Genomic DNA, 22874 nt, shown 5'->3' on the forward strand with positions numbered 1-22874 from the left:
GCGTAATGATCAGGCCATTGCCTTCGCGATATTCGCCAAGGTCATTTCGCTAGTATCGTTAAAGTGAATATCCGCTGCACTCAAAGTGTCAGGGTCGCCGATACCGATAGACGTTTCGTTGGCGCCGTTGATGGCTTGAATGCCGGCGGCTGCGTCTTCAACGCCGATGCATTGGGTTGGGTCGAGGTCGAGTGCTTCAGCACCCTTGACGTAGATTTCTGGATCAGGCTTGCCCTTTGAGAGGGTGGCAGGATCAACGATCTTTGGAAAGTAGTCGGTGAGTTCTAGTTGCTTTAGGACGGTTGGACCGTTCTTAGAAGCTGAAGCTAACGCAATCAAGTAACCGTTTGCACGCAAGTCATCGAGAAAGGCCTTGATGCCTGGAAGAATGTTGGCGGGTGTCATTTGGTGGATGGCGTTAACGTAGTTGGTGTTCTTTTCGGTTGCCAAGGCCACTTTTTCGTCTTGGGTATAGTCATTTTCTTTGTTGCCGGCCTTGAGGATCATTTCCAATGAATCCATCCGTGAGATGCCCTTTAAGCCATCTTCAAGCGTCTTAGTCCACGTAACACCGAGTTTTTCAGCTAATTGACGCCAAGCCTTCGTGTGGTAGAGAGAGGTGTCCGTAATAACGCCGTCGAGGTCGAAAACAAAGCCCTTAATTTGATCAAATGCAATTGTTGTCATGATGCCAACTCCTTTAAAATTAGTTTAGTAATCAACCGTTTTGGTTTGATTAGCGGTCAATGCAACCGGTTGCCCTAAGATAGCCACTGTCGCATCCGTATCCGCTGTAACTCGAACTTGTTTTTGGGTGACCGTGAAGTCGTACCAATGACCGCGAATCAACTGGCGAAAATGCAGTGATTGCCACTTGGCTGGGAGGTGAGGGTGAATTGAAATCACCTTACCTGAGCTATCAACGCCAGCGTAGTTTCTGGTTTCGATCATCAACGTTGCTGTCATGACGCCAAGGTGAATCCCTTCAGCAGTTGTACCGCCTTGAATGTCGTAGTAATCAGAGAAGAGGGCAGTTGAAAACAGTGACCAAGATTGGTCAAGGTTATCGTCCATTTCGGTGAGCACAGCATAAACGATTCGAGACAGGGTCGATCCGTGCGTTGTTCGATTTAAGTAATATTGGATGTTCTTAGTGAGATATTCTTTTGGTAACTGATACCCCAATTGTCCCAGAAGATGGTCGACCTCGTCAATACTTAAAACGTAAAATGGCATTAAAGTATCAGCTTGCTTGGCCACTTGGTAAGCATCAGGCGTTTTTCCTTCAGCCTTTAAGATCCGGTCCATTCGGGCAATGTCGCCGTATTTGCGGTGATAAGCTTCGAAGTTCAAACTTGGTAACTTAAAATAGCCCTCGAATTGGGCAAGGATGCCGTTTTTGTTGATATCTAGTTTGAGCTTGTGCGCGATATCCTTGAGTTGATCAAAGTTGGTGGTGGTAAACCCGCTCTTTTTTGCGGCCGCTTTGATCGTAGCGGGCTTTAATTGCGCTTGTAAGTCCAATAGCGTGTTGAACAACCAAGCGACCATCAAGTTAGTGTAGGTATTATTGGTCAGCCCTGGTTCATCAGCATTGGGGTAGTTTTCGTGAAACTCGTCAGGCCCCATGACGTGACTGATGCTATAGCGTTTGGTTTTGGCATCATAACTAGTCGTGCTGATCCAGAATTTGGCGATCGACAGCAGCATTTCTAACCCGTAGTCGGCCATGAACGTTTGATCGTCAGACACGTGGACGTAGTTGACCACGTTGTAGGCGATGGCCAGTGAAACGTGACGCTGGAGTCGGCTGTTGTCTGGATCCCAAGTGTGGGTCATTGGGTTTAAGTGGGTAAATTGAGACTGCTCATCACCGGTCATCCCAGATTGCCAAGGATACATTGCGCCTTGATAGTCGGCACTAGCAGCATAAGCCCGGGCAGCGTCTAAGCGGCGGTACCGGTACATGAGCAGTTGTTTGGTAAGTTGTGGAAAATGCAATGTGTAAAATGGCAACACAAACATTTCGTCCCAAAAGACGTGCCCCCGGTAAGCTTCACCGTGCAGGCCCCGCGCACCAACGGACGCATCAAGTTGACCAGACGCAATCGCTGCGGCTGAGACCATCCCGTGAAAGAGGTTCACTCGAGTCAGTTTTTGACTGGTAATATCCGTGCTAATTTGAATATCAAAGTTTTGCCAACCCTGCTTCCAATAACCGGTGCTCTGCTGCATCGTTTGTTTGTAGGTTGCAGAATCCAGAACATCATCAACGACTTGCGTAAGTGGTTGGTCAGGCGTTTCTAAATCAGTATAGATAGCAACGTTTTTGTCGAAAATAACGGGTTCGCCAGCCGTTACTTCAGTACTCATCACTTGCCGAATCTTATTATCGCCCATGGCAACGGTCACGGTTGGTTCGGTTTTAACCTTGGCCATGTGGAGCGTGCTCCCCACCGCAAAGTTAATGTGTGAGGTTTGGGTTTCACCGGTCATGACCATTTGGTGGTCGTTAGCATTCATCCCGGTGATGTGCAGGTGGTGTTGATCAAAGTCTTGGTAGCGGTCGACGTTACCGTTGATCACGCTACCATCGATTTCGGAGTAAATTTGGACACTTCCTGAAAAGTTAAGGGGGGTCACGGTATACCGAATCGCGTACTGATGCCAATCAACCATGTTGGCCACTTTGGTGGTCGTAATGGCGAGGGTGTGCCCAGTTGATAGTTGAATGTGCATAATCGTTGTGAGGGTACCGTGTTTGAGATCCAAACTCCGGTAAACGTCTTGAATATCTTGATGATTAATTTTAAATGGCGGTTGTTCATCAACGCCGAAGGTTAAATACTGGGCGTTAGGTAAATTAACGAGGTCTTCATTTGTGACATCTCGATCGCCAATTTTCGTTGTCAGTTGATTGTAGACACCCGCAACGTAGGTGCCAGGATAGTTGTCGGCATCGGCTTTAGATTCTACGTACGCGCCACGAAGACCTAGGTAGCCATTCCCAATCGTGAGCATGGCTTCTTGACCGTAGTTGCGCTTACTGTCGTACTGGCCGTAATAGTCGAGATGCCACTCGTTGTAGTGTTGCTTGCGCTTCACAGCTTGGGCGAGACCGTGCTCATCCACGTCTCGTTGACAAACAACGGGAATGTTTAACATGTTTGTAATCGCGAGTCCAATATCGATTCGGCGGTGATTGATGCCGATGATCGTATCTGAAAATTCATATTCCAAAGCATTGAGTAAAATGGCTGCGTCAATCGGTAACCCAGCCAATACGACCTTGATTTTTTCAAGGTTGTCACCAATCGTTTGATCGGGGTTGTAGGTAATCACGAATTGTCGATACGGCGCCTGATTATCATTGGCCGAGTAAGCAATTTCGATTGAATCCTGCATCACTCGAAGTGCAATTGTTTTCATCAAAAATCAGCCTCTTTTCGTTCTTAGAAATGCTTATTTCTTTGAGCCCCATACTTTAATCATAAGGAGCAGTCAATCATTTCGCAAACAATTAGACTTCGTTTCCAAGAAGCTGAGGCTTATAGAAAACGGTGACTGATACTTTCATTGGTGATTAAAATTGGCTCGTGTTGAAGGTAAATGGTGAGTGGTTTGCCCGCAATCAGTCGACACGTTAACGCAGATTGGGTGACTGTAAAGACGAGCTTTCGGCCTCGAAATTGAAGCTGGAAGCGCAGACTCGTCCAGTTTTCGGGGAGCCGGGGATCAAGACGTAACTGATGATCCGCAGTTAACGCCACCCCCGCAAACCCAAAAATCAAACTCAGCCAACTGCCACCCATATTCGCAGCGTGAATCCCGCTACCAGTGTTATCCTGTGCGTTAGTGAGGTCCATCATTGCCGTTTCCGTGAAGTACTGGTAGGCTTTTTCGGGTTGATGAAGTCGATGGGCGAGAATGCCGAAGATGGCGCGGGATAGTGATGAATCGTGAACCGTAATGGCCTCGTAGTAGTCAAAGTCGCGTTGGAGTTGGGCTTGATCTTGATCATCGGGAAATAAGAAATCACTCATCATGGTGTCGGCTTGTTTATTAACTTGGTAGTGATAGATCGTCATCGGGTGGAAGTGTAACAGAAGCGGGAACTGGTTGCGAGGTGTTTCCGCGATTGGCCAGACCGGTTTCGTCGTTGACACATCGTCCTGTAATTTGATCCGACGCTCGTCATCGTACGGTAAGGTCATGTGAGTTGCGGCTCGTTGAAACGCATCGATTTCAGCAGTTGTTACGTTTAGCGCCACCAATTTTTCGGGATGTTCATGCTTTAGTTGGGTCGAATAGTCAACTGCGATTTGAAGGTTATATTGGGCCATTCGGTTGGTAAAATAATTGTTGTTTACCATTGCAGTGTACTCATCTGGGCCAGTCACGTCTTCAATCACAAAATCCATACCATCTGCGGTATAGTGACCGTATGCCAACCAGAAACGAGCGGTTTGGATAATCATTTCATACCCAGCTTGAAGTAAAAAGGTCTGGTCATCGGTAACGGCAACGTAGGCCGCAACCGCATAAGCGATATCAGCATCAATATGAACCTGTGCCGTTCCGGCTGGGTAGTAGCTGCTGGCCTCTTCACCGTTAATGGTCCGCCAAGGATATAGCGCACCGTTCTTGATAGCCAGTTCTCGGGCACGTTGTTGGGCTTGGGGAAGGGTTTTGTAACGGTATAACAGCAGGGATTTGGCAATCTTGGGTTGCGTATAAAGAAAGAACGGGAACATAAACATTTCGGCGTCCCAGAAGTAGTGACCTTCATACCCAGTGCCCGTAAGGCCCTTGGCGGCAATGCTGGTCTGGCCATCACGACCAGCGGCCTGAAAGAGGTGGAAGAGGTTGAACCGAATCGCTTTGGCTAACGTATCATCGCCGTGCAACGCAATGTCACTATCACGCCAAAAGTCCACTAAACGTTGTTGAGAACTTGCTAATAAAGCGTCGAAAGTTTGGCCTGCGAGCCGACTTTCAGCAGTTTCTGTGAAGTCCTGAAGCAGTTGGGTCGCGTCCAGTAGCGGATGGGGATTGCCAATGGCGTAGGCGAAGCTAAAATTAACGGTTAACCCACTCGTGAGATCAAGCGTGCGGCTATAAGCTGGCAGGTCGTCAATCGTCGTCAGTGGCATATTGGTATCAGGTAGCGGTGTCATCGCAACCAGTAAGGCCAACTGACTTTTACGGGTACTGATCATCATCGTGGGGAGTTGCCCTGAGGTAAAGGTCCGGTCCAACGTCATGTCACGTTGGGCGGCACGCACATCATTCTCATCACGAGCAATCTGTTGATCAATGTAGGCGTGTTGTTTGATAATCGTAACGGGTCCGGTAAAGTTAAGGGCCGAGATTCGGTAATTGATGACGTAAAAATGGGTGTCATCTTGAGAAGCAAAGGACTGTAAAGTCAATCGAAATTGCTTATTGGTCGGGGTGGTCACGTCAAACAGTTCGAGCAAGACACCGGTCTGCATATCAAGGTTTTTATCCACAATTTTGACATCAAAGGGCTGTTCATCTGATCGAATGCCATCAATCTCGAAAATGATTAAGCGCGGGTCGGGAAGGAGACAAATCGTTTGCGAATTTTGAGCGTAGCCGAAGTAGTTTTCACCGTAAGACAGCGGGGTTAAATCGTAGAACCCGTTCACTAATAATCCTGGCTGGCCACGGTAGGCAGTCTGCGTGCCTTGAAGTGGATTAGAAGCACGAACGCCAAAGTGACCATTGCCTAACGTAAATATTGTTTCAATGGCCGTCTCCGGTTGGGGTGGTAACTGTTGCAAATGGAGTTGAAATTGATCATGAGTGGTCATTGGTTCACCTAGTTTCGTCTGAAGTTAACCCCATTGTAAGCCGTTTAACTTGAAAGTGGCTGAAAAATGGTCTGCTAATTTGAAATGAAAGTTTGCTAAGAGAAGTCGGAAATTCGAAGGCCATGCGCCGTGTTATTGGTCATTGTGTGTTAAAATGACAATCGTAGCTAGGCAATTTATCGGTTATCGGCAACTAAATTTATGCCGATTAAAATTTCTGTGAGAGAGTTAACGGAGGACCAACGTTATGGAAACTATTCAAGAACAGTTACTGTCAGCACAACAAACAGGCCGGTTGGTGTCGTTATTTCGTTACGGCGATGAACGGCATTTTTTAACGGGCAACGTGATCGCGGTTGATGAGAAGTTTGGTTTGATCAAACGCATCAATCAAAACGGCGCGGTGGATGGCCTGATTGTGCTGCGATTAAACACCATTACGAAGGTGATCGCACAATCGGACTATTTAAAATCACTGGTTGCCATTATGGCGTTAGCCCGTGAACGGCACTATAGCGATGTTTGGCAGATTGATGCCATCACGACGGACCTTGATTTAGCGCACCATTCAGTTTTAAAAGCTACCTTGAAGTGGGCCTTTAAACAGGACCAAGTTGTGAGTCTCGGGATCCATCCAGGAAAGCGCGAAAAAACGTATACTGGTTTTATCGCCGCGTTGAAGAATAAAAGTTGCAACTTAACGATGTTGATGCTACCGATTTAACGGCTCGCGTTCAGGTTAAATTAGCTTATGCTGATGTGAATTACCTCGAACTTGGTAGTTTCAAGACTTATGGTGTGACCGCTATTTTGGAACGTTACATGGCCGAAGACTTTCATTAATTTTTAGTAACGGAGGATTAACGTGAAAGCACTCATATACCTAATTATCGTTGTTGTACCATCGACCATTATTGGGACAACGGTTTACCTGACTCGGACGTGGCCACCTCACGCGATGAGCACCATGGTGGTGTGGTTTATCGCATGGATGGTATCGATGGTGTTAGTGACGATTCTCTATCTCAAACTGATGCCGTTGACGAAACGACTTTCGGCGGATGAAGATGATGATGAGGATGGGTCAGTAACCACCAAATCGGCGGATAAAGTCGACCAATAAACATGATTGAGGTGACGACATGTCTGGACTTCCTGATTCTCGCCCAGCGGCACGCCCGTCGCTGTGGACGCGGATCTTACTTTTCATTAGCTTTTTTGTGTTAATTCAACTGCCACCCGTGTTGTTACTCGGGTTTCAAAAATTACCTGCCAGTTCGATTCTGGGGCGTAGTTTACTGGCAGTTGGTTATATTGCCGGTTATGCGTTAGTGATTTGGCTCGTTTGGCTTGCGCTGAAGCGGGTGACGACTGGGCCAATTTGGCGACGACTAACGGGTCCGGATTGGCGGATGATTGCAATTGGCTGGATTGGCTTTTTTGTTATCGAAATAGGGTTAAATATGCTCAACCAGTTATTGTTCAGCCAAACCGAAACGGCGAATAATCAAGCCATTATCGACCTATTAAAAAGCGATCACTGGACGTTTTATTTACTGATGTTTTCCGGCGTGGTGATGTCACCGATTCTCGAAGAACTACTGTTTCGGGGTTACTTGGTGAACGCCTTCTTCAAGACCAACCAGTTTTGGTGGCCGGTAATTTTTAGTGGGGTGGCTTTTTCAATTGGTCACGCAAGTAGTAATCCGGTCAGCTTCTTGATCTACGCCTGTTTAGGTGGCATTTTGGCAACGGTCTATTTGAAAACGAACAACTTAACCACCTCCATTGGCGTGCACATGCTTAATAATGCGATTGCGATGGCTGGAATGGCGGTTATGTTGCGGTAGGCACAATTAAATACAAGCTGAGTTAGCTAGGTAATTCCATTTACTGCTAACAAAGCTAAAAACAAAGTTCCCCAACTGATTTGGTCAGTTGGGGAACTTTGTTTTAGGTTAACGTGATGTTGTTGAAACTGGTTCAGGAAAACTTTTTCGGTAGACTATTTTTGAACTCAGTAAAATCGTTCGCTTGGCCTGTTCAGGGGCGTTCACGGTATCACTAAGCGCTTCAACCGCAGTTTGGCCTAGCACATGAACGTTTAAGTGGTAGGTGGTTAGTGGCGGTGAGACGTATTTGGCCACATCAATATCATTGATGCTGATAATGGCGGTTTGATCAGGCACTTGAATCTGGTGCTCGTTAAAGGCCTGTAGAACACCAACTGCTAAGGGATCAGATGCAACTAAGAAGGCCTCGGGGATGACACCAGTCTCCTCGTATTTTTCAGCAATAAGATTGCCAACTTGGTAGCCACTTTCAACTGAGAAATTAGTACCGAGAAAAATATGACGCTCATCAAAAATACCGAGTTCTCGCATGTGGGTTTCGAAAAACTTCCGCCGAACGTCCCAGACAGGTCGTTGTGTTAGCAATTAACCTTCAGTAAGCGGTTACATTTTATTTAAAATCCGGTTATTCTTAATTTGCGATATCGTAAAATCACCTTATTAATTTATGATAAGGTGATTTTTTATGATTTCATATGACTGCGATTGCGATGCTTTGCCAACAAGTAGTAGTGGAAGCAATTTATCTAATGTTGAATTGACTAAACCAATTAATTATACTAGCTTTAGAAAGCGTTTACAGAATAGACAGTGTTTCTCACTGCTTTGAAATAAAAATGCTTTGAAATCAGGAGGTTTCAAACGTGAAAATTTATGTTAATGCCAACGCCATTCGAGATGGAAACGGTACTGAAAAGGCACCCTATAAATTAATCAATGACGCGGCACGTGTTGCTGCCGCTGGTGATGAGGTCTTAGTTTATCCGGGGACCTATCGTGAAAACGTTAATCCGGTCAATGCCGGCACTGAAGATGCGCCAATTACGTACCGCAGTGTGGAACCATTGAAGGCAATTATCACCGGTGCTGAAAAAGTCACTGATTGGAAACGATACAAAGATAATGTTTGGGTGACCCGAATCAATAATAACTTATTTGGCGACTACAACCCATATACCACATATATCATCGGCGACTGGTACCTCGGACCCGTCAATAAGCATACAGGTGCCGTTTATATGAATGATCGTCAATTTTACGAAACCGAGACTTTAGATGACTGTTTGAAGGGTGACGTTTATGCCCGGTCTTGGGATCAAAAGCATTCTGTTTATAAATGGTACACCGAACAAGACGAAGAACGGCATGAGACGATTATTTATGCTAATTTCCAAGGTCAGGATCCAACTAAGGAATCAGTTGATATCAATGTTCGGCGTGAGGTGTTTTGGCCACAAGCAACCGGCAGAAATTACATTACGGTCAGTGGGTTTGCAATCAATAAAGCCGCGACAACTTGGGCGCCACCTGCCGCTTACCAAGATGGCATGATTGGTCCGCACTGGTCAAAAGGGTGGCTTATTGAAGACTGTGATATCAGTCATTCACGTTGTGCTGGGATTTCGCTAGGTAAGTACAAGGATCCTGATAACGATCACTACTTCACTTACAAGCACGTTAAGAGTCCCACTCAAATGGAACGGGATGCCGTCTGCCGCGGGCAATATCATGGTTGGTATAAAGAAAATATTGGCCATCACGTCATCCGGCGGTGCAACATTCATGATTGTGAACAAGATGGAATCGTTGGTCGTCAGGGCGGGGTATTTAGCTTAATTGAAGATAATCATATCCACCATATTAACAACATGCAAGAATTAGCTGGTGCCGAGATTGCCGGCATCAAACTCCATGCGGCAATCGATGTCATTATTCGTCGTAACCACTTCGATCACTCAACGATGGGGCTATGGTGTGACTGGGAAGCGCAAGGTACCCGGATCACGCAAAACCTGTTTGATCACAACTATGCGCCTGATGGGACTGCGCCACATTTGAAGGGTGCGATGGAGAGTCAAGATATTTGGGTCGAAGTGAGTCACGGCCCGACATTGATCGATAATAACTTACTTTTATCGAAGGGCTCATTGCGGATTCCAACCCAGGGGTTAGCTATCGTTCATAACTTGATTTTAGGGTCATTTACACTAGTTGGTGCTGGTACGGATCATCCGGGTAAGGGTGAACCGCAACCACGATATACGCCGTATCACATTGCACACCGGACGGAAGTTGCCGGGTTCATGACGATTCTGCATGGCGATGATCGGTTCTATAACAATATCTTCATCCAAAAATGGCCTGTAACCGATACGACACCGGCGACCAATGAAAAAGTTGGCACCTACGTCTTTGATGATTACCCAACTTATGATGAATGGTATGCGCCATTTAAAAAAATCGAAGGTCAACCAGCGGTGGAGAATGACATGGCAGACTTGCAGCCATATCACTTCGGGCATCTACCAGTTTGGGCCAGCGGTAACGTTTATTTAAACGGGGCTCAAGCTTGGAAGAAGGAGGATCATAAGTTAGTGGATGACCAAGATAAGGTCGAGTTTGAACTTGTTGAAAAAGATGGCAAGCCATTGGTGAAAACGAACTTGTACGAGCTACTCGGCAACTTCAAGAATAGTATCATCAACACCGATGTTTTAGGCGAAGCGTTCGAACCAGAACAACGTTTTGAAATGCCGAATGGGGACGATATCATTTTCAACGAAGACTACTTCGGTAATCATCGTGGGGTTTCAACAATTCCGGGACCGTTTGCGTCACAACAAGCGGCAAAGAATTTTCTTTGGCACAAGTAGGCTGAGTAGGCATAAAAAGCGGGCTCACCGTCATCATTCCAATTGGATGGTGACGGTGAGCCCGCTGTTCGTTATTGTCAGTTATTCAGTGACACCGTGAATCAATTGATCGTGATTGATCGTGTTCAGTTCGCCGATAACACTGTTAATTTGCTTCATGAATTGGTCGTAATCGATGCCATCTAGCTTCAAGAAGTCCACGCAGGCGTTGACCCGGCTGTAAACTTCATCACGCTGGTTTTGGGCAAATTCAGTGACTTCAATGTTCACGTGTCGTTCGTCTTGTTGGCTACGGGTTCGGGTGACCCAACCCATGCTTTCCAGACGTTTAAGCAGTGGGGTTAACGTCCCACTATCAAGATTAAGGTGTTCGCCCAATTCACGAACCGTCATGGGTGACTTCTCCCAGAGAGCCAACATGGCGATGTATTGTGGGTAGGTGAGGTGGAAAGGCTTCAAAGCCTCTTGGTAAAAGTGATTGAACGTCTTACTAGCGTTGTAGAATGCGAAACAGAGCTGATCGTCTAGTAAACGAGGAGTCGTATCGGACATAGTGGCGCCTTCTTTCTAAGAGTTTTAGGTAAATCGTCATCAATTCATGACGGTCTGTGATGGACAATTTAATCATTAGTCGAATTCATTGTACCCCGCTTGATTTTGCTTGTCCAATTATTTATATGCTTAGTGATATGGATAAGAAACATTATTCGAAATATGAAGTGGATTGTCACTTGGCGTGGTTAAAAATTAGCTACGGCATTATTAAAGACGGTGTACTGCTTGATTTGTTTTTTAGTCAGCTTCAAAAGTTGATGCTTCTGGATAAAAGCGTTCTCTCTTGCCCAATTAACCGGTATAATGACGTCAGAGGGGTGATTCGATGTTTATGTCGACAGGTGATTTTAACCAAGCACACGTCATTAAAGGTGTGGTGGCTGTAACGTGCCATAAAATGTTAACGTCCGAAAAACCGGATGAATTTGAATTATTTGATCAACTATTTGAAGATGCCAAACAGCAACTCTTTCAAAAAACGAAGGCGCGTGGTGGCGACGGAATCGTTAATGTGTCGTTTAATACGGAAGTGGTTCGCATGAGTGTTGCACCTAAGTTTTTAATCGTTCACGGTTATGGAACCGTCATCACTTTGCCAAAATAGGCCTTTACAAACCACTGATGATACGGTATGATTATTTCTGTTGTTTGATGCCCCGGTGGCGGAATTGGCAGACGCGCAGCGTTCAGGTCGCTGTTTGGGCAACCAAGTACAGGTTCGAATCCTGCTCGGGGCATAATTAACATACCGAATCAATGATTCATTAAAGCTTTGCTAATTAAGTTTAGCAGAGCTTTTTTTGTGCGTTCAAGATTATCATTAACAATCGTTTGACTTGATTATTCCCCCAATTCGACTTATTCTCTACATAATTAATTTGGAGGTGTCGGATGATGGAACTAACAGCAACGGATTACAACATTTTAGACGCGATTGCAACGGGTAAGGTTGAACCGGGGACTAGCCCAAGTTACTTTGTGGATTACTGTGACAACGTGATTGGCGGCGATCCAAAGCCCTTGATTGCGGCAGGGTATATTGATGCCGGTCACTTTATTAACGGCTTGACCGAAAAGGGTAAACAGGCGTTAGCAAACCGTGATCAACCATCAGCTTGATTTCTCACACTTAGAAGACGTTCGTGGGCAAATTCAACGGATTTTTAATCACTGGCAATCTCGAATTGAGCAGGTTGAACTGGGCGCCCGAAAGCGACAGGATTTTGCTCAGGTCAACACGGTGACGCGGTTGTTGCGACACGAAATCCAACGTTATTATCAGGCCAATCAACTGATTTCGCGCTCATTGCCACTGGCAAATCGCCGGTTACAGAAACGCTTTTTGCAGGCGTTGCGCGAACTGTCTTCCCGAATCGTGTCCGTGCCGACGAAGGCGCTGGCCTATGATGATTTAGTGGGATTTAAAGCCAACCTGTTTGTTGCACAACAATTTGTGTTAACGACATGATAAAAATGAGGGATGTGTTTCGTGCGATTATTAATTAGTGATGTGCGCGAGTTAAGGCTTGGTGATCGGACTGCCGAAATTGAGCAATTTCTGGCTAAAATCGGTTATCAAATTAGTGAGGCTTCTGCAACGACGATTATGCTAGCAAATGATCATGCATCGGTGACGGCTAGTGTGCCAGTTGTGCTTCAGCGGTATGATCGAGATCATTTTTTAAGTGTGACGGCCGCGGATGGTGAGCAGTTTGATTTGCCTTACGTGAAACAGCCTCAAAACCGGGTGCGGTTTTGAGGCTGTTTTTTGAGATTGGAAATTTACAGGTGGAGAACTACGCGTAAGGTAATTAGCAAAAGCCGAGAACGGCGACTTGCTATTGATTGGCCCTTGCGCTTTGCGCTCTCAACGCTTCATTTCACACACTAAACTTCTTTTGAGACCTGATACGCCTTAGAATCATCACCATTTTCATTTTGATGAGTGATTTCGTTATCGGCTAAAAAGATGTCGAACGCTTTATTATCAACGCCTTTAACGACCAGCACGTGGCCATCTTGCACGTGGTTAGCTTCCCGATAGATTTGCGCTGTTCTCACAGCTTCATCGTAATCGTGGAAGTTCCCAATTGAATCACCGGGGTTGAAGAAAATTAAATTATCCATTGTCATCCCTCCATTTCGTGTTCACTTTTATTATACAGCATTTGGGGTTTGAATAATATCGTAGCGCTTTCATTTGGCGACACTTAAAGAAAACGTTATGCTAGTACATGTTTAGTAGTATTGTGCGCCATTTTTTGCTAAAATAAAGCATGTTTTTGATTACGGGTCGATCGACCACGCGTCGTCGGCAAGGATCACGCACCGTAATCACAGAAGGCGCACCGAGACCTTCGACAATGTAAGCGTAAATAGCAGGATAAAAAGGGGATATCAACATGTGTGGATTCGTTGGTTATGTTAACCAATCAGGCGTTCCAAGTGATACGATCGTAAAAATGGCGAACCGGATTCGTCACCGGGGACCCGATGATGAGGCTTACTTTAGTGATGACAAGGCTACGATGGGCTTCCGTCGGTTGTCAATTATTGACCTTGCTCACGGTAAGCAACCAATGTATAACCAAGACCAAACCAAAGTTTTAACCTTTAACGGTGAAATTTATAACTACCAAGATATTCGGAAGGAATTACAAGACCTCGGTTACGAATTCCGGACTGACGTGGATTCAGAAGTTTTGATTCATGGTTACGATGCTTGGGGAGCTGACCTGCTACAAAAGTTGCGGGGCATGTATGCCTTTGTCATCTATGATTCTAAGACCGGTGACGTCTTTGGCGCCCGCGACCATTTTGGTATCAAGCCATTGTACTACTATGATGACGGCGATACGTTCCTGTGGGCTTCCGAAATTAAAGCCTTCTTGGAACACCCAAAGTTCAACAAAGAATTTAATAAGGATCTGTTGGCCATTCACTTGAGTTTTGAATTTATCCCTTCAAAGGATACGATGTTCAAAAACGTGTTCAAGTTGTTGCCAGGTCACTACTTCTTACACCACAATGGTCAAACTGAGACCCATGAATATTACCGGTTCAACTACGACCATATCGATGAAAACCAAACGATCGAAGAAGACGCCAAGAAGATTCGCAAGATCGTGGACGAATCAGTTGACGCACATATGATCGCCGATGTTGAAGTTGGGAGTTTCCTGTCAAGTGGGATCGATTCCAGCTACGTCTTGAACGAAGCGGCCAAGTTAAAGCCAATTCAATCATTCTCGTTAGTTTAATGATTCAAAATACAGTGAATTGAGCTGGTCAACCGAATTTGCCAAGGAAATCAAGCAACAAAACACGCCATTAACGATGACCGGTGACGATTACTTTGACATCTTACCAACCATCATGTACTACATGGACGAACCACTGTCTAACCCATCAGCCATGCAACTTTACTACCTCTCAAAGGGGACCCGCGAACACGTGAAGGTTGCCTTATCTGGTGAAGGGGCCGATGAATTCTTCGGTGGCTACAACACCTACCTTGAAGCCAAGCCATTTGAAACTTACCAAAAGTGGGTCCCAGCTGGCATTCGCCGGTTGCTTGGCGCAGCTGTGGTTAACTTACCACGGTTCCATGGTCGTCGGTTCCTCGTTCGTGGGGCGCAACCACTGAGCGAACGTTACTACCGGGTCAACTACGTCTTTGACTACCATGATCGTGACCGAATCTTAAAGGATCCAAGCTTGAACATGGATGCCGGGGCCTACACGAAGCACATCTTTGATGATGTTAAGGGTAAGGATGAGATGACCCAGATGCAGTATTTTGACATCAACACCTGGTTACCTTACGACATCTTGCACAAGGCCGATCGGATGAGTATGTGTAACTCATTGGAAGTTCGGACGCCATTGGTTGATAAAGAAGTTGCTAAGTTTGCAGCCACGATGCCAATCAAGACGCGGATTCGCGGGACCGAAACCAAGGTTTCACTGCGGACGGCCGCACTTTCTGAACTCCCAGAACGGGTTGCTAAGAAGGAAAAGTTAGGCTTCCCATCACCAATCGCTTCTTGGATCAAAGAAGACAAGTACCGGACTCGGATCGAAGAGGCCTTCACCTCTGACGTTGCCAAGAAGTTCTTTAACACGGATGCCTTACTTGAAATTTTACAAGAACACATTAATGGTAAGTCTAGCATGCAAAAGATCTTTACCATTTACACCTTTATCTTGTGGTACCAAGTTTACTTCCCAGAAGACACTTCAGCGGATACGGTAAGCAAGGTTCGTCGCACGGACATCGACAAGATTCCAGTTGCTAACTAGAGCCTAGTTAATTGAAACCGGCTTGCACCCGTCAACCCATTTACGGTCGCCGGGCGTAAGCCGGTTTCTTTTTTCGAGCAAACGTGAAATAATGGAGTGTGCGCTAAGTAGGTGATTTGCCTACGCAACGCAATCGAGTTAGCACTTATTGGGGCTAACGAAAGCACTGTTGTTGGGGTCGTCATGAACGGCGACCTAACGAAACAGCATTTAGGAGATGAATCAAAGCCAATGTCACTTGATATGACCCAAGCGTTGACTTTATTAAACGAACATCAATTACTCATTCAAACGACGCAACCAGCGTCTACGCAAACGTTTCAACACGTGACCTACGATTCTCGACAGGTCACCGCTGACACGTTGTTCTTTTGCAAAGGTAACTTTAAACCCGCTTATTTGGCGAGTGCCAAGGCAGCGGGGGCAACAGCCTACGTTGCTGAAACCGCGTATGACGAAGCGGGCGCTGGTCTGACCGGCATTATTGTGACCAATATTCAAAAAGCAATGGCGTTGTTAGGGGCAGCTTTTTACGGTTATCCGCAAAACGACCTCTTTATCGTTGCCTTTACGGGCACTAAGGGGAAGACGACCTCATCGTACTTCACTTATCACATTGAAAAACAACACACTGATAATCATGTGGCGTTGTTTTCAACGATTGATCGTATCGTTGGCAACAAGCCAGCCGATAAGTTTAAGTCGGATTTAACCACCCCAGAGTCCCTTGATCTCTTTCACGATATGCGGTCAGCCGTTGACAATGGGATGACCCACCTTGTGATGGAAGTGTCCTCACAGGCGTATAAGAAGAACCGGGTATACGGCCTGACTTTTGATGTCGGCATCTTTTTAAACATCACACCAGATCACATTGGTGAAAATGAACACCCAACTTTTGCTGATTATCTGCATTGTAAAGAACAGTTACTGGTGAACTCCCGAACGTGCATCATTAACGCCGAGACTGCCCAATTACTGGATGTTTACCAAACGGCGAAGGCAACGACTGAGCCAGAGCAAATTTACCTGTACGCACGTGAAGGGGCTAAGCTGGCACTGCCACTCGACCTTGACGTCACGTTTAAGAACGTGAACGAAGATCTTCACCAAAGTGATTTTGCGGTGACGGCCTTGTCGGACAAAGCTAAAGCACTAGCACTTGATGAAACCTACGAACTGCACGTACCAGGTGACTACAACGAAAGTAACGCCGTCAGTGCCATTATGGCGGGGGCGTTATCAGGGGCGAAGTCAACTGAAATCAAACAAGCGTTGGTCGATGTTCACGTCCCTGGTCGGATGGAAATGGTCACGAGTCCGGATCACGGCACAATTTACATCGATTACGCGCACAACTATGCGAGCCTAAAGGCGTTGCTGCAATTCTTACATCAACAGACCCACGCCGGTAAGGTGATCGTTGTAATCGGCAGTACTGGTAACAAAGGCGTTAGTCGCCGAGAAGGCTTTGGTAAAGCGTTGAGTGAAGAGGCTGACGTAGCGATTTTGACGACTGATGATCCCGGTTATGAAGACCCCAAGGTGATTGCGGACGCCATTGACGCCCACATTGACCACGAACGGGTCACCGTTCAGTTTGTGATGGATCGCCAAACGGCCATTGAAACGGCCATTAACATGAGTACCCCAGACGACATCGTCGTGTTGGCCGGGAAGGGTGAGGATGCCTACCAAAAGGTAAATGGTGTCAACACGCCGTACCCAACCGATGTCACGATTGCGAAAAATGCTGTGAAGGAGCTTTAACATGCAACAAACACCAGAATTTACCCCAATTCTATTGGGAAGTGATTTTAACGTCTACGGGATGGCGCGGTCACTGTATCAACTTTATCACCGTCCCGTTAAGGCAATTGCGTCGATTCAACTGGCACCAACGCGTTACACGAAGGTTGTTGATCTGGAATTGATCGATGGCTTCAGTGAGGATCCCGTTTGGATCGATAGCATGCGCAGAATCAAGGAACGTTACCGCGACCACAAAGAGCCCGTGATTTTGATCGGTTGTGGTGACGGCTATGCCGAATTGATTGCGAAACATAAGGATGAGTTATCAGACGTCTTTGTTTGTCCGTACATTGATTACGATTTGCTGAAGCATTTGAACAACAAGGAACGCTTCTACGAAATTTGTGATCAATACGGGTTGCCATATCCGGCAACGCGGACGATTTCAAAGGACCAACACGACAGTCAAACGGTGGTTGATCAGCCGTTTGATTACCCGGTTGCGTTGAAGCCGGCCGATTCTGTTGCTTGGTTGGACGTGCACTTTGAAGGCCGGAAGAAGGCTTTCCGGATCCAATCACGGGCCGAGTTCGATAAAATCTTGGATGCCTCATACGCTAACGGGTATACTGGCGACTTTATCCTCCAAGACTTCATCCCTGGTGATGACAGCAACATGCGGGTGTTAAACGCCTACGTTGACCAACACCACCACGTAAAGATGATGTGCTTGGGTCACCCATTGTTGGAAGATCCAGCACCATCTGCTATCGGAAACTACGTGGCCATCTTGCCTGAATATAACGAGGCCATCTACCAGCAGATCAAGACGTTCTTGGAAGCCATCGACTTCACAGGTTATGCCAACTTTGACATGAAATACGACTCGCGGGATAACACCTTCAAGTTGTTTGAAATCAACCTTCGACAAGGCCGGAGCAGCTTCTTCGTCACGCTGAATGGCTATAACTTGGCCGACTGGGTCGTTAAAGACTACGTCAAACAAGATTTAGCCGATCAACCAACGGTGTACGGTAACCAAGACGAATCAAAGCACGCGCTTTGGCTAGGGGTTCCAGTGAAGGTCTTCAAGAAGTATGCGCGGGAAAATGCCGATAAGGAACGGGCGTTGAAACTGATTGCCGCTCATCGTTACGGCACGACTTACGAATACAGTGAGGATATGAACCTCAAGCGTTGGGCATTGATTAAATGGATGAACCATAACTACACGAAAAACTTTGACCGTTACTTCGCTGAAAACAAAGGGTGATGCGAGATGGAACACTTTTTTACGATTATTGGTGGTATGGGGACCATGGCAACCGAAAGTTACGTACATCAGCTTAACCTTCGCACACCAGCCCATCAGGATCAGGATTATTTGAACTACATTCTAGTCAATCACGCCACGGTGCCAGACCGGACAGCGTATATTATGGACCACAGCCAGCCGAACCCGGAACCGGTGTTGCAGGCCGACTTTAAGCAGCAGAGCGCGTTAGGACCCGATTTTTTCGCGTTACCGTGTAATACGGCCCATTACTTCTACGATGCGTTGACGGCGGTGACGAATATTCCGATTTTGCATATGCCAAGAGAAGCTGTGGCTGAGATCAAGTCCAAGTATCCTGCAGCTAAGAAAGTGGGCATCGTTGCCACTCAGGGAACGATCGAAGACCACATCTATGATGAAGAAATTATGGCAGCTGGTTATGAATTTCTACGGCCAAGTAAGGCCGTTCAAGCCAAAACCAATCATTTAATTTATGATGACATCAAGGATAACGATCACGTTGACCGTGAGCTTTTTCACGGTCTTGTCCAACAGATGTTTGATGAGAGTGGTGCGGACGTTGTGATCTTGGGCTGTACGGAACTTTCCTTAGCTCAGGAACGCGAACCCATCACAAATATGCCGATTGTCGATGCACAGTCGGTCTTGGTGGATCGTTCCTTGGCGTTAGCGTTGAAGGCGCGGGGAAAAGCTTAGTTATAGCAGACCAACACATCAAAATTTGCTTCAAATAAAAGCGGGTATCAAGCGTCGCACAAGTGCGAACGTTTGATACCCGCTTTATTTGTCTGTGAATTAGATTGATTGCAACGTTAACCAAATCCCCAATGCGGCAGTTAAGAGCACTAAAATCATGAAACCGGTCAACCACCGTTTTGAGAGGGTCCGCTCCTGTTTACGACCAAAAGTGAGTTCAATTAAAATCACCACGAACACTTCAAGTAGAGCCTTAAAACTGACCAGCATTGGCGCGTGTTGGAAGGTTCGGATCACTAAGACCACGCCACTAATGAGTAGCGATAGGTAAACTAATCGGTTAAGTATCAAAAATTGGGCGATTCGTTTTTCTGAATGGCGACTTAGGCCAATAATTGTGAACGGAATTAATAGAATTAAACTAATAAAGTGAATGAGAAGCCACATGACAGTCACGTCCTTGAAATCAGTTGTTGGCAGCGTTGGTCGCCACCGGTTTAAATTAAGTGTACCATGTTCGATCGGTTAGCGACGACTGGCTTTAGTGGAACACAGAAATTATTTAACTTTTTAGGCAGTGTTTGAAACTAGTAACTAGAATCGTGTCTAATAAAATCGAAAAAGGGCGATTAAAACCCGAGATAGCCAGTTTAAGTAAGCGATTACACAAAATAATTTTAAAAACCCTTAAAAATCCTTGTATTCTCAAGTTGAATTTGGTATTATCTTTCTCATCATGTTAAGTGGAGGACACACAACCAATGGCAGAAGAACACAAGATTGGCGATTACGTAAAGGGCAAAAAGTTCGGTTCCTTTGAGCACGATTTCGAAGGCGAAATTGAGAAGGTTTATGAAAACTCAGTACTCATTCATATTCTTAGTTTTGATCCGGAAGATCGAATTCTGGTTGGTGAACTTAACAACCGGGCAATCGTCCGGAAAGACGATGCGCAACCAGCAAAACCAGCTAAAGTTAAGGCTGAATAAACCGCGCATCGAGTTCAGATATAACTAGTCATTTCAGCAACGGAAACCATCTTTTCTGAAAAAAACTCATTTTTATGCAAAAAAGGGCTGACAAAGTGCGGTTTATATGATAAGATTGTTTCTGTTGTTAATTGCGGGTGTAGTTTAGTGGTAAAATCCAAGCTTCCCAAGCTTGTGTCGCGGGTCCGATTCCCGTCACCCGCTTAAGTGAATTGCATCGGGTATCTTAAAATGAAAGTCTGCTAACTTCAGAGTTAGCGGGCTTTTTATTTTCGATTAATGGCGCGTTGTTCTTAGTTGATGGGGGTATCACTGAATTCAAATGAAGCTGGTTGTTTTGGAAATTGATATGGCTAACTATCATAAGTCTATTTTCAAACTCAGCAATTACGCCATGAAAAATACTCCAGAACCCATTTTCAATAACCAAAGCCGGAATTGTATGATAAAATGGTCGATAATCAAAACGATTATCAATCAGTAGATTAGGGGGGCGTGTTGTATGACAGACTATCTTTGGTGTGTAACGGTTCAGCGGACAGATGGGAGTTTGTTGAATTACCGATTATCAGATGATTTACAATTCGGCTTAAACATTGATCCAAAGGGGCAACGGCATTTAACCACGGCGCTGATCGTCATTCCACTGGCACCGTACCTGTATGATCATCCGGGAATGGCGGATGATGTCCTACCACCGTATGGCGTGGGACAAGTCCAACGAATCTTTCAGGTTTCTCGAGAAGTTGCTGGCGATTGGGTGCCAACGAGAAGTCAGTTTATTGGCGATAATGCGTGGCACACAGCGGCTTTTACTTCAGTGGAAGGGTACCTGAAGCACGATTATCGAGACGAAGATCGGTTACGAATTGCTGAAGATATTCAGTACTGGCAGTCGCAGGTTAAGCACCGGCCGTTTCATCAAAGTTGCGGGCTACGAAAGGCTACGAATCGAAGCATTGAAGCGCATTTAGCGCGAGTTGGTCGACGGCGAACGATTGCTGATCAGTCTGAATGGCAGCTTGCTCAGGTGGAGGTACCATCGGTTTAGGGTGACCTTTTAGTGGATCAGTAAATGTAAGCGCTAACAAGAATTGGACTGGTGTGTTTCTAACGCCGGTTCTTTTTGTTCAAATTGGTGTACCCACTCAGTCGTTCGGTCAAACGAGCTGTTCGCTTGTTATATGAGGTCAATCTGTGATAATGTGCAAAAACGCAAGTGAACGGAGTGGCAAAGAACGCATGCAAATTGCATTGATCGAACGACAAACGCCAAATGATGGCCGTTACTTATATTTAGTGGGCTGGCCGGTGTTAAAACTGACTGACCGTCAGCTGACGGTAATGGCGAAAGTGACGAACTTAGTGGTCGGCATCACGTGTAACGCTCGGGAACAGGTCCAGATTGCCTTTTCTGAAACCAAACCATTGATTCTAGGTACCGGCAAGATCAATCGAATTGGGCACAAACCAGCAGAACTGACGGATGTCGATTGGTTAATGGAATTAGGTTATCCATCACTGCCCAAAATCGACCAACCGATGCCAGCGCAGTTAATCATGACTTGCCAACAGTTGACCGAAATTCCGGCACGGTACATTGTGGTTGATTGTGAGTTTGGCAGCTACTACCGCACACAGCAAGCCGGTAGCGACCAACTATTACAGCAGGTGACGGTTGATGGCGTTAATCAGAGTATTTTTCAAATTAGTGCGTTGGGGTTTGCGGATGGGCACCGAACGACGACTTATCTCAATCGATTTTTGGATAATCCACATTTTTCGGCTGCTCAAACGCTGATTGGATTACAAAAGACGGGCCTCTCGTTAGCTGAGTATCGGCGTGAAGCGGCCATTATCGATGTTTTGCGAGCGGTAATTGAGGTCGTGCTGCAGCCGGGCCTGCCACTGGTGTTTTGGAATCAGGCGAACGATTTAAAGTACCTGATCAACTTATTCACGGTGCACTATGATGCCTTCAATGCGGCCGAACAAGCCGTTTTGAAACAACCGCTGCAGGTATTCGATGGCTCTCAATATATGAGTGATGTGATCAATCGAAGTAACGTTGGCCGCCAAAATAATCACTATGATTTACCGTTAAGCGGGGTTGCTGGTCTATTGAACGTGATCAATTCAACGCCACATGATGCACTTTGGGATGCGCTCACCACCCATGAGGTGATTCGGAGATTACGCGACGTTCGGGGCAAGAAAGTTCTCCGTCTGACTGAACCACAGCCCTTAATCACAGAATCGTCAAGGCAGGTTGCTGAACCGGCTAATGCTCAGCCTCACCAGCCTGTACACCGCATTGATCAGCAACAAGTGCTTGAATTACGCGCAATGGGACGAACCTATCGGCAGATTGCGGTAGCGTGTAACATTAGCGTGAGTACGGCATGGCAAATCGTTAAGGCGTCTCAATAATGGACGTAATTTGGATTGAAGAAAGCACCCAGTTTAGCCTTAATGAGTAATTTTTGATTATTTAACTATTAAAATAGGTGTGTAAAGTTGTTCTTACAAGATTTCGTTCTAACAATTTGCAAAAAAGTTCACTATTTTGAGACGCGCAACGGGTGTGTCATCATTCATTTTGACGTGTAATAATAAAGGTACCTTGTGGCCAATTGGAGGAGTACTGGCACACACGGTCAGTCGGCGTTGATCACCACAGCCACTCAAGGTGATGGGTGGCTGTACGCAAACACCGACTA

22 protein-coding genes, 2 tRNA genes and 1 pseudogene are annotated in these 22874 nt (G+C 46.0%); 18 read left to right on the plus strand and 7 right to left on the minus strand.

The window, feature by feature from the left end:
- Positions 1-9: 9 nt before the first annotated feature.
- From pgmB to JCM2765_RS05505, 3 genes are all read right to left on the minus strand, one after another.
- Positions 10-687, minus strand: a complete 678-nt coding sequence (gene pgmB, locus JCM2765_RS05495; protein WP_054734727.1) for a beta-phosphoglucomutase — start codon at positions 685-687, stop codon at positions 10-12.
- Positions 688-711: 24 nt separating this feature from the next.
- On the minus strand, positions 712-3429 hold the full coding sequence (locus JCM2765_RS05500; RefSeq protein WP_054734730.1) for a glycoside hydrolase family 65 protein: 2718 nt from the start codon (positions 3427-3429) through the stop codon (positions 712-714).
- A gap of 119 nt (positions 3430-3548) precedes the next feature.
- Positions 3549-5837 (minus strand): glycoside hydrolase family 65 protein, encoded by a 2289-nt coding sequence (locus tag JCM2765_RS05505; protein ID WP_054734734.1) that lies wholly within the window; start codon positions 5835-5837, stop codon positions 3549-3551.
- Between the two features lie 247 nt (positions 5838-6084).
- Between JCM2765_RS05505 and JCM2765_RS05510 the strand changes: the two genes are divergently transcribed.
- Genes JCM2765_RS05510 through JCM2765_RS05520 form a run of 4 tightly spaced genes read left to right on the plus strand, consistent with a single transcriptional unit; the run spans position 6085 to position 7687 of the window.
- A complete protein-coding gene (locus JCM2765_RS05510) occupies positions 6085-6561 on the plus strand; it encodes a hypothetical protein (protein WP_054734735.1) in 477 nt (158 codons plus the stop codon).
- On the plus strand, positions 6528-6680 hold the full coding sequence (locus JCM2765_RS17065) for a hypothetical protein (RefSeq protein ID WP_156301687.1): 153 nt from the start codon (positions 6528-6530) through the stop codon (positions 6678-6680). Before JCM2765_RS05510 ends, JCM2765_RS17065 begins: the two co-directional genes overlap by 34 nt.
- A gap of 22 nt (positions 6681-6702) precedes the next feature.
- Positions 6703-6960, plus strand: a complete 258-nt coding sequence (locus tag JCM2765_RS05515; protein WP_054734738.1) for a hypothetical protein — start codon at positions 6703-6705, stop codon at positions 6958-6960.
- A gap of 19 nt (positions 6961-6979) precedes the next feature.
- Complete coding sequence (locus tag JCM2765_RS05520; protein WP_054734740.1) at positions 6980-7687, plus strand: CPBP family intramembrane glutamic endopeptidase; 708 nt, start codon at positions 6980-6982, stop codon at positions 7685-7687.
- A 108-nt stretch (positions 7688-7795) separates the two neighbouring features.
- Here JCM2765_RS05520 and JCM2765_RS05525 read toward each other — a convergent pair whose 3' ends face one another.
- A complete protein-coding gene (locus JCM2765_RS05525) occupies positions 7796-8275 on the minus strand; it encodes a substrate-binding domain-containing protein (protein ID WP_054734743.1) in 480 nt (159 codons plus the stop codon).
- Positions 8276-8553: 278 nt separating this feature from the next.
- Here JCM2765_RS05525 and JCM2765_RS05530 point away from each other — a divergent pair, with 278 nt between their 5' ends.
- The gene (locus JCM2765_RS05530) at positions 8554-10563 is read left to right on the plus strand and encodes a right-handed parallel beta-helix repeat-containing protein (protein ID WP_054734746.1); all 2010 of its coding nucleotides are present in this window, start codon (positions 8554-8556) and stop codon (positions 10561-10563) included.
- Between the two features lie 81 nt (positions 10564-10644).
- On the opposite strand, the gene JCM2765_RS05535 is transcribed toward JCM2765_RS05530, so the two are convergent.
- Positions 10645-11115 carry a MarR family winged helix-turn-helix transcriptional regulator gene (locus tag JCM2765_RS05535; RefSeq protein ID WP_054734748.1) on the minus strand — a complete coding sequence of 157 codons (471 nt, stop codon included), beginning with the start codon at positions 11113-11115 and terminating at the stop codon, positions 10645-10647.
- A 334-nt stretch (positions 11116-11449) separates the two neighbouring features.
- On the opposite strand from JCM2765_RS05535, the gene JCM2765_RS05540 reads away from it, so the two are divergent.
- From JCM2765_RS05540 to JCM2765_RS05560, 5 genes are all read left to right on the plus strand, one after another.
- On the plus strand, positions 11450-11722 hold the full coding sequence (locus JCM2765_RS05540) for a hypothetical protein (RefSeq protein ID WP_225351992.1): 273 nt from the start codon (positions 11450-11452) through the stop codon (positions 11720-11722).
- A gap of 49 nt (positions 11723-11771) precedes the next feature.
- A tRNA-Leu gene (locus JCM2765_RS05545) sits at positions 11772-11855 on the plus strand.
- A 154-nt stretch (positions 11856-12009) separates the two neighbouring features.
- Positions 12010-12237, plus strand: a complete 228-nt coding sequence (locus JCM2765_RS05550) for a hypothetical protein (protein ID WP_225351993.1) — start codon at positions 12010-12012, stop codon at positions 12235-12237.
- On the plus strand, positions 12218-12586 hold the full coding sequence (locus tag JCM2765_RS05555; RefSeq protein ID WP_054734756.1) for a hypothetical protein: 369 nt from the start codon (positions 12218-12220) through the stop codon (positions 12584-12586). The genes JCM2765_RS05550 and JCM2765_RS05555 overlap by 20 nt, the downstream gene beginning before the upstream one ends.
- A gap of 21 nt (positions 12587-12607) precedes the next feature.
- Positions 12608-12877 carry a hypothetical protein gene (locus JCM2765_RS05560; protein ID WP_054734758.1) on the plus strand — a complete coding sequence of 90 codons (270 nt, stop codon included), beginning with the start codon at positions 12608-12610 and terminating at the stop codon, positions 12875-12877.
- A gap of 128 nt (positions 12878-13005) precedes the next feature.
- Here the strand turns inward: JCM2765_RS05560 and JCM2765_RS05565 are convergent, their stop codons facing one another.
- Complete coding sequence (locus tag JCM2765_RS05565) at positions 13006-13245, minus strand: hypothetical protein (RefSeq protein WP_054734759.1); 240 nt, start codon at positions 13243-13245, stop codon at positions 13006-13008.
- Positions 13246-13520: 275 nt separating this feature from the next.
- Here JCM2765_RS05565 and asnB point away from each other — a divergent pair.
- The 4 genes and pseudogenes from asnB (at position 13521) to JCM2765_RS05585 (ending at position 19165) form a co-directional block, all read left to right on the plus strand.
- A pseudogene (gene asnB, locus JCM2765_RS05570) lies at positions 13521-15420 on the plus strand (asparagine synthase (glutamine-hydrolyzing)).
- 231 nt (positions 15421-15651) lie between these two features.
- A complete protein-coding gene (locus JCM2765_RS05575; RefSeq protein ID WP_054734825.1) occupies positions 15652-17190 on the plus strand; it encodes a UDP-N-acetylmuramoyl-L-alanyl-D-glutamate--2,6-diaminopimelate ligase in 1539 nt (512 codons plus the stop codon).
- 1 nt (position 17191) lies between these two features.
- Positions 17192-18445: a carboxylate--amine ligase gene (locus JCM2765_RS05580; protein ID WP_054734762.1), complete on the plus strand. Its 1254-nt coding sequence runs from the start codon at positions 17192-17194 to the stop codon at positions 18443-18445.
- A 6-nt stretch (positions 18446-18451) separates the two neighbouring features.
- Entirely contained in the window at positions 18452-19165 is a 714-nt protein-coding gene (locus tag JCM2765_RS05585; protein ID WP_054734764.1) for an aspartate/glutamate racemase family protein, read from the plus strand.
- A gap of 99 nt (positions 19166-19264) precedes the next feature.
- Here JCM2765_RS05585 and JCM2765_RS05590 read toward each other — a convergent pair whose 3' ends face one another.
- A complete protein-coding gene (locus JCM2765_RS05590; RefSeq protein WP_054734767.1) occupies positions 19265-19612 on the minus strand; it encodes a DUF1516 family protein in 348 nt (115 codons plus the stop codon).
- Positions 19613-19926: 314 nt separating this feature from the next.
- On the opposite strand from JCM2765_RS05590, the gene JCM2765_RS05595 reads away from it, so the two are divergent.
- The 4 genes from JCM2765_RS05595 to JCM2765_RS05610 all read left to right on the plus strand — a co-directional run bounded on the left by JCM2765_RS05595 (position 19927) and on the right by JCM2765_RS05610 (position 22584).
- Positions 19927-20154: a hypothetical protein gene (locus JCM2765_RS05595; protein ID WP_054734769.1), complete on the plus strand. Its 228-nt coding sequence runs from the start codon at positions 19927-19929 to the stop codon at positions 20152-20154.
- Between the two features lie 133 nt (positions 20155-20287).
- Positions 20288-20358: transfer RNA gene (locus JCM2765_RS05600), tRNA-Gly, on the plus strand.
- 298 nt (positions 20359-20656) lie between these two features.
- Positions 20657-21205, plus strand: a complete 549-nt coding sequence (locus tag JCM2765_RS05605) for a DUF7679 family protein (protein WP_054734773.1) — start codon at positions 20657-20659, stop codon at positions 21203-21205.
- A gap of 191 nt (positions 21206-21396) precedes the next feature.
- Positions 21397-22584 (plus strand): helix-turn-helix domain-containing protein, encoded by a 1188-nt coding sequence (locus JCM2765_RS05610; protein WP_156301688.1) that lies wholly within the window; start codon positions 21397-21399, stop codon positions 22582-22584.
- Positions 22585-22874 lie beyond the last annotated feature (290 nt).

This window comes from Secundilactobacillus similis DSM 23365 = JCM 2765 (assembly GCF_001311075.1).
Classification (GTDB): Bacteria; Bacillota; Bacilli; order Lactobacillales; family Lactobacillaceae; genus Secundilactobacillus; species Secundilactobacillus similis.

Excerpts from the sequence above, each read along its gene's own strand:
- JCM2765_RS05510 (WP_054734735.1), top strand. The coding sequence starts at position 6,085 with ATGGAAACTATTCAAGAACAGTTACTGTCAGCACAACAAACAGGCCGG.
- JCM2765_RS05565 (WP_054734759.1), bottom strand. The coding sequence starts at position 13,245 with ATGGATAATTTAATTTTCTTCAACCCCGGTGATTCAATTGGGAACTTC.
- JCM2765_RS05535 (WP_054734748.1), bottom strand. The coding sequence starts at position 11,115 with ATGTCCGATACGACTCCTCGTTTACTAGACGATCAGCTCTGTTTCGCA.
- pgmB (WP_054734727.1), bottom strand. The coding sequence starts at position 687 with ATGACAACAATTGCATTTGATCAAATTAAGGGCTTTGTTTTCGACCTC.
- JCM2765_RS05505 (WP_054734734.1), bottom strand. The coding sequence starts at position 5,837 with ATGACCACTCATGATCAATTTCAACTCCATTTGCAACAGTTACCACCC.
- JCM2765_RS05580 (WP_054734762.1), top strand. The coding sequence starts at position 17,192 with ATGCAACAAACACCAGAATTTACCCCAATTCTATTGGGAAGTGATTTT.
- JCM2765_RS05610 (WP_156301688.1), top strand. The coding sequence starts at position 21,397 with ATGCAAATTGCATTGATCGAACGACAAACGCCAAATGATGGCCGTTAC.
- JCM2765_RS05585 (WP_054734764.1), top strand. The coding sequence starts at position 18,452 with ATGGAACACTTTTTTACGATTATTGGTGGTATGGGGACCATGGCAACC.
- JCM2765_RS05500 (WP_054734730.1), bottom strand. The coding sequence starts at position 3,429 with ATGAAAACAATTGCACTTCGAGTGATGCAGGATTCAATCGAAATTGCT.
- JCM2765_RS05595 (WP_054734769.1), top strand. The coding sequence starts at position 19,927 with ATGGCAGAAGAACACAAGATTGGCGATTACGTAAAGGGCAAAAAGTTC.
- JCM2765_RS05575 (WP_054734825.1), top strand. The coding sequence starts at position 15,652 with ATGTCACTTGATATGACCCAAGCGTTGACTTTATTAAACGAACATCAA.
- JCM2765_RS05520 (WP_054734740.1), top strand. The coding sequence starts at position 6,980 with ATGTCTGGACTTCCTGATTCTCGCCCAGCGGCACGCCCGTCGCTGTGG.
- JCM2765_RS05605 (WP_054734773.1), top strand. The coding sequence starts at position 20,657 with ATGACAGACTATCTTTGGTGTGTAACGGTTCAGCGGACAGATGGGAGT.
- JCM2765_RS05550 (WP_225351993.1), top strand. The coding sequence starts at position 12,010 with ATGATGGAACTAACAGCAACGGATTACAACATTTTAGACGCGATTGCA.
- JCM2765_RS05590 (WP_054734767.1), bottom strand. The coding sequence starts at position 19,612 with ATGTGGCTTCTCATTCACTTTATTAGTTTAATTCTATTAATTCCGTTC.
- JCM2765_RS05540 (WP_225351992.1), top strand. The coding sequence starts at position 11,450 with ATGTCGACAGGTGATTTTAACCAAGCACACGTCATTAAAGGTGTGGTG.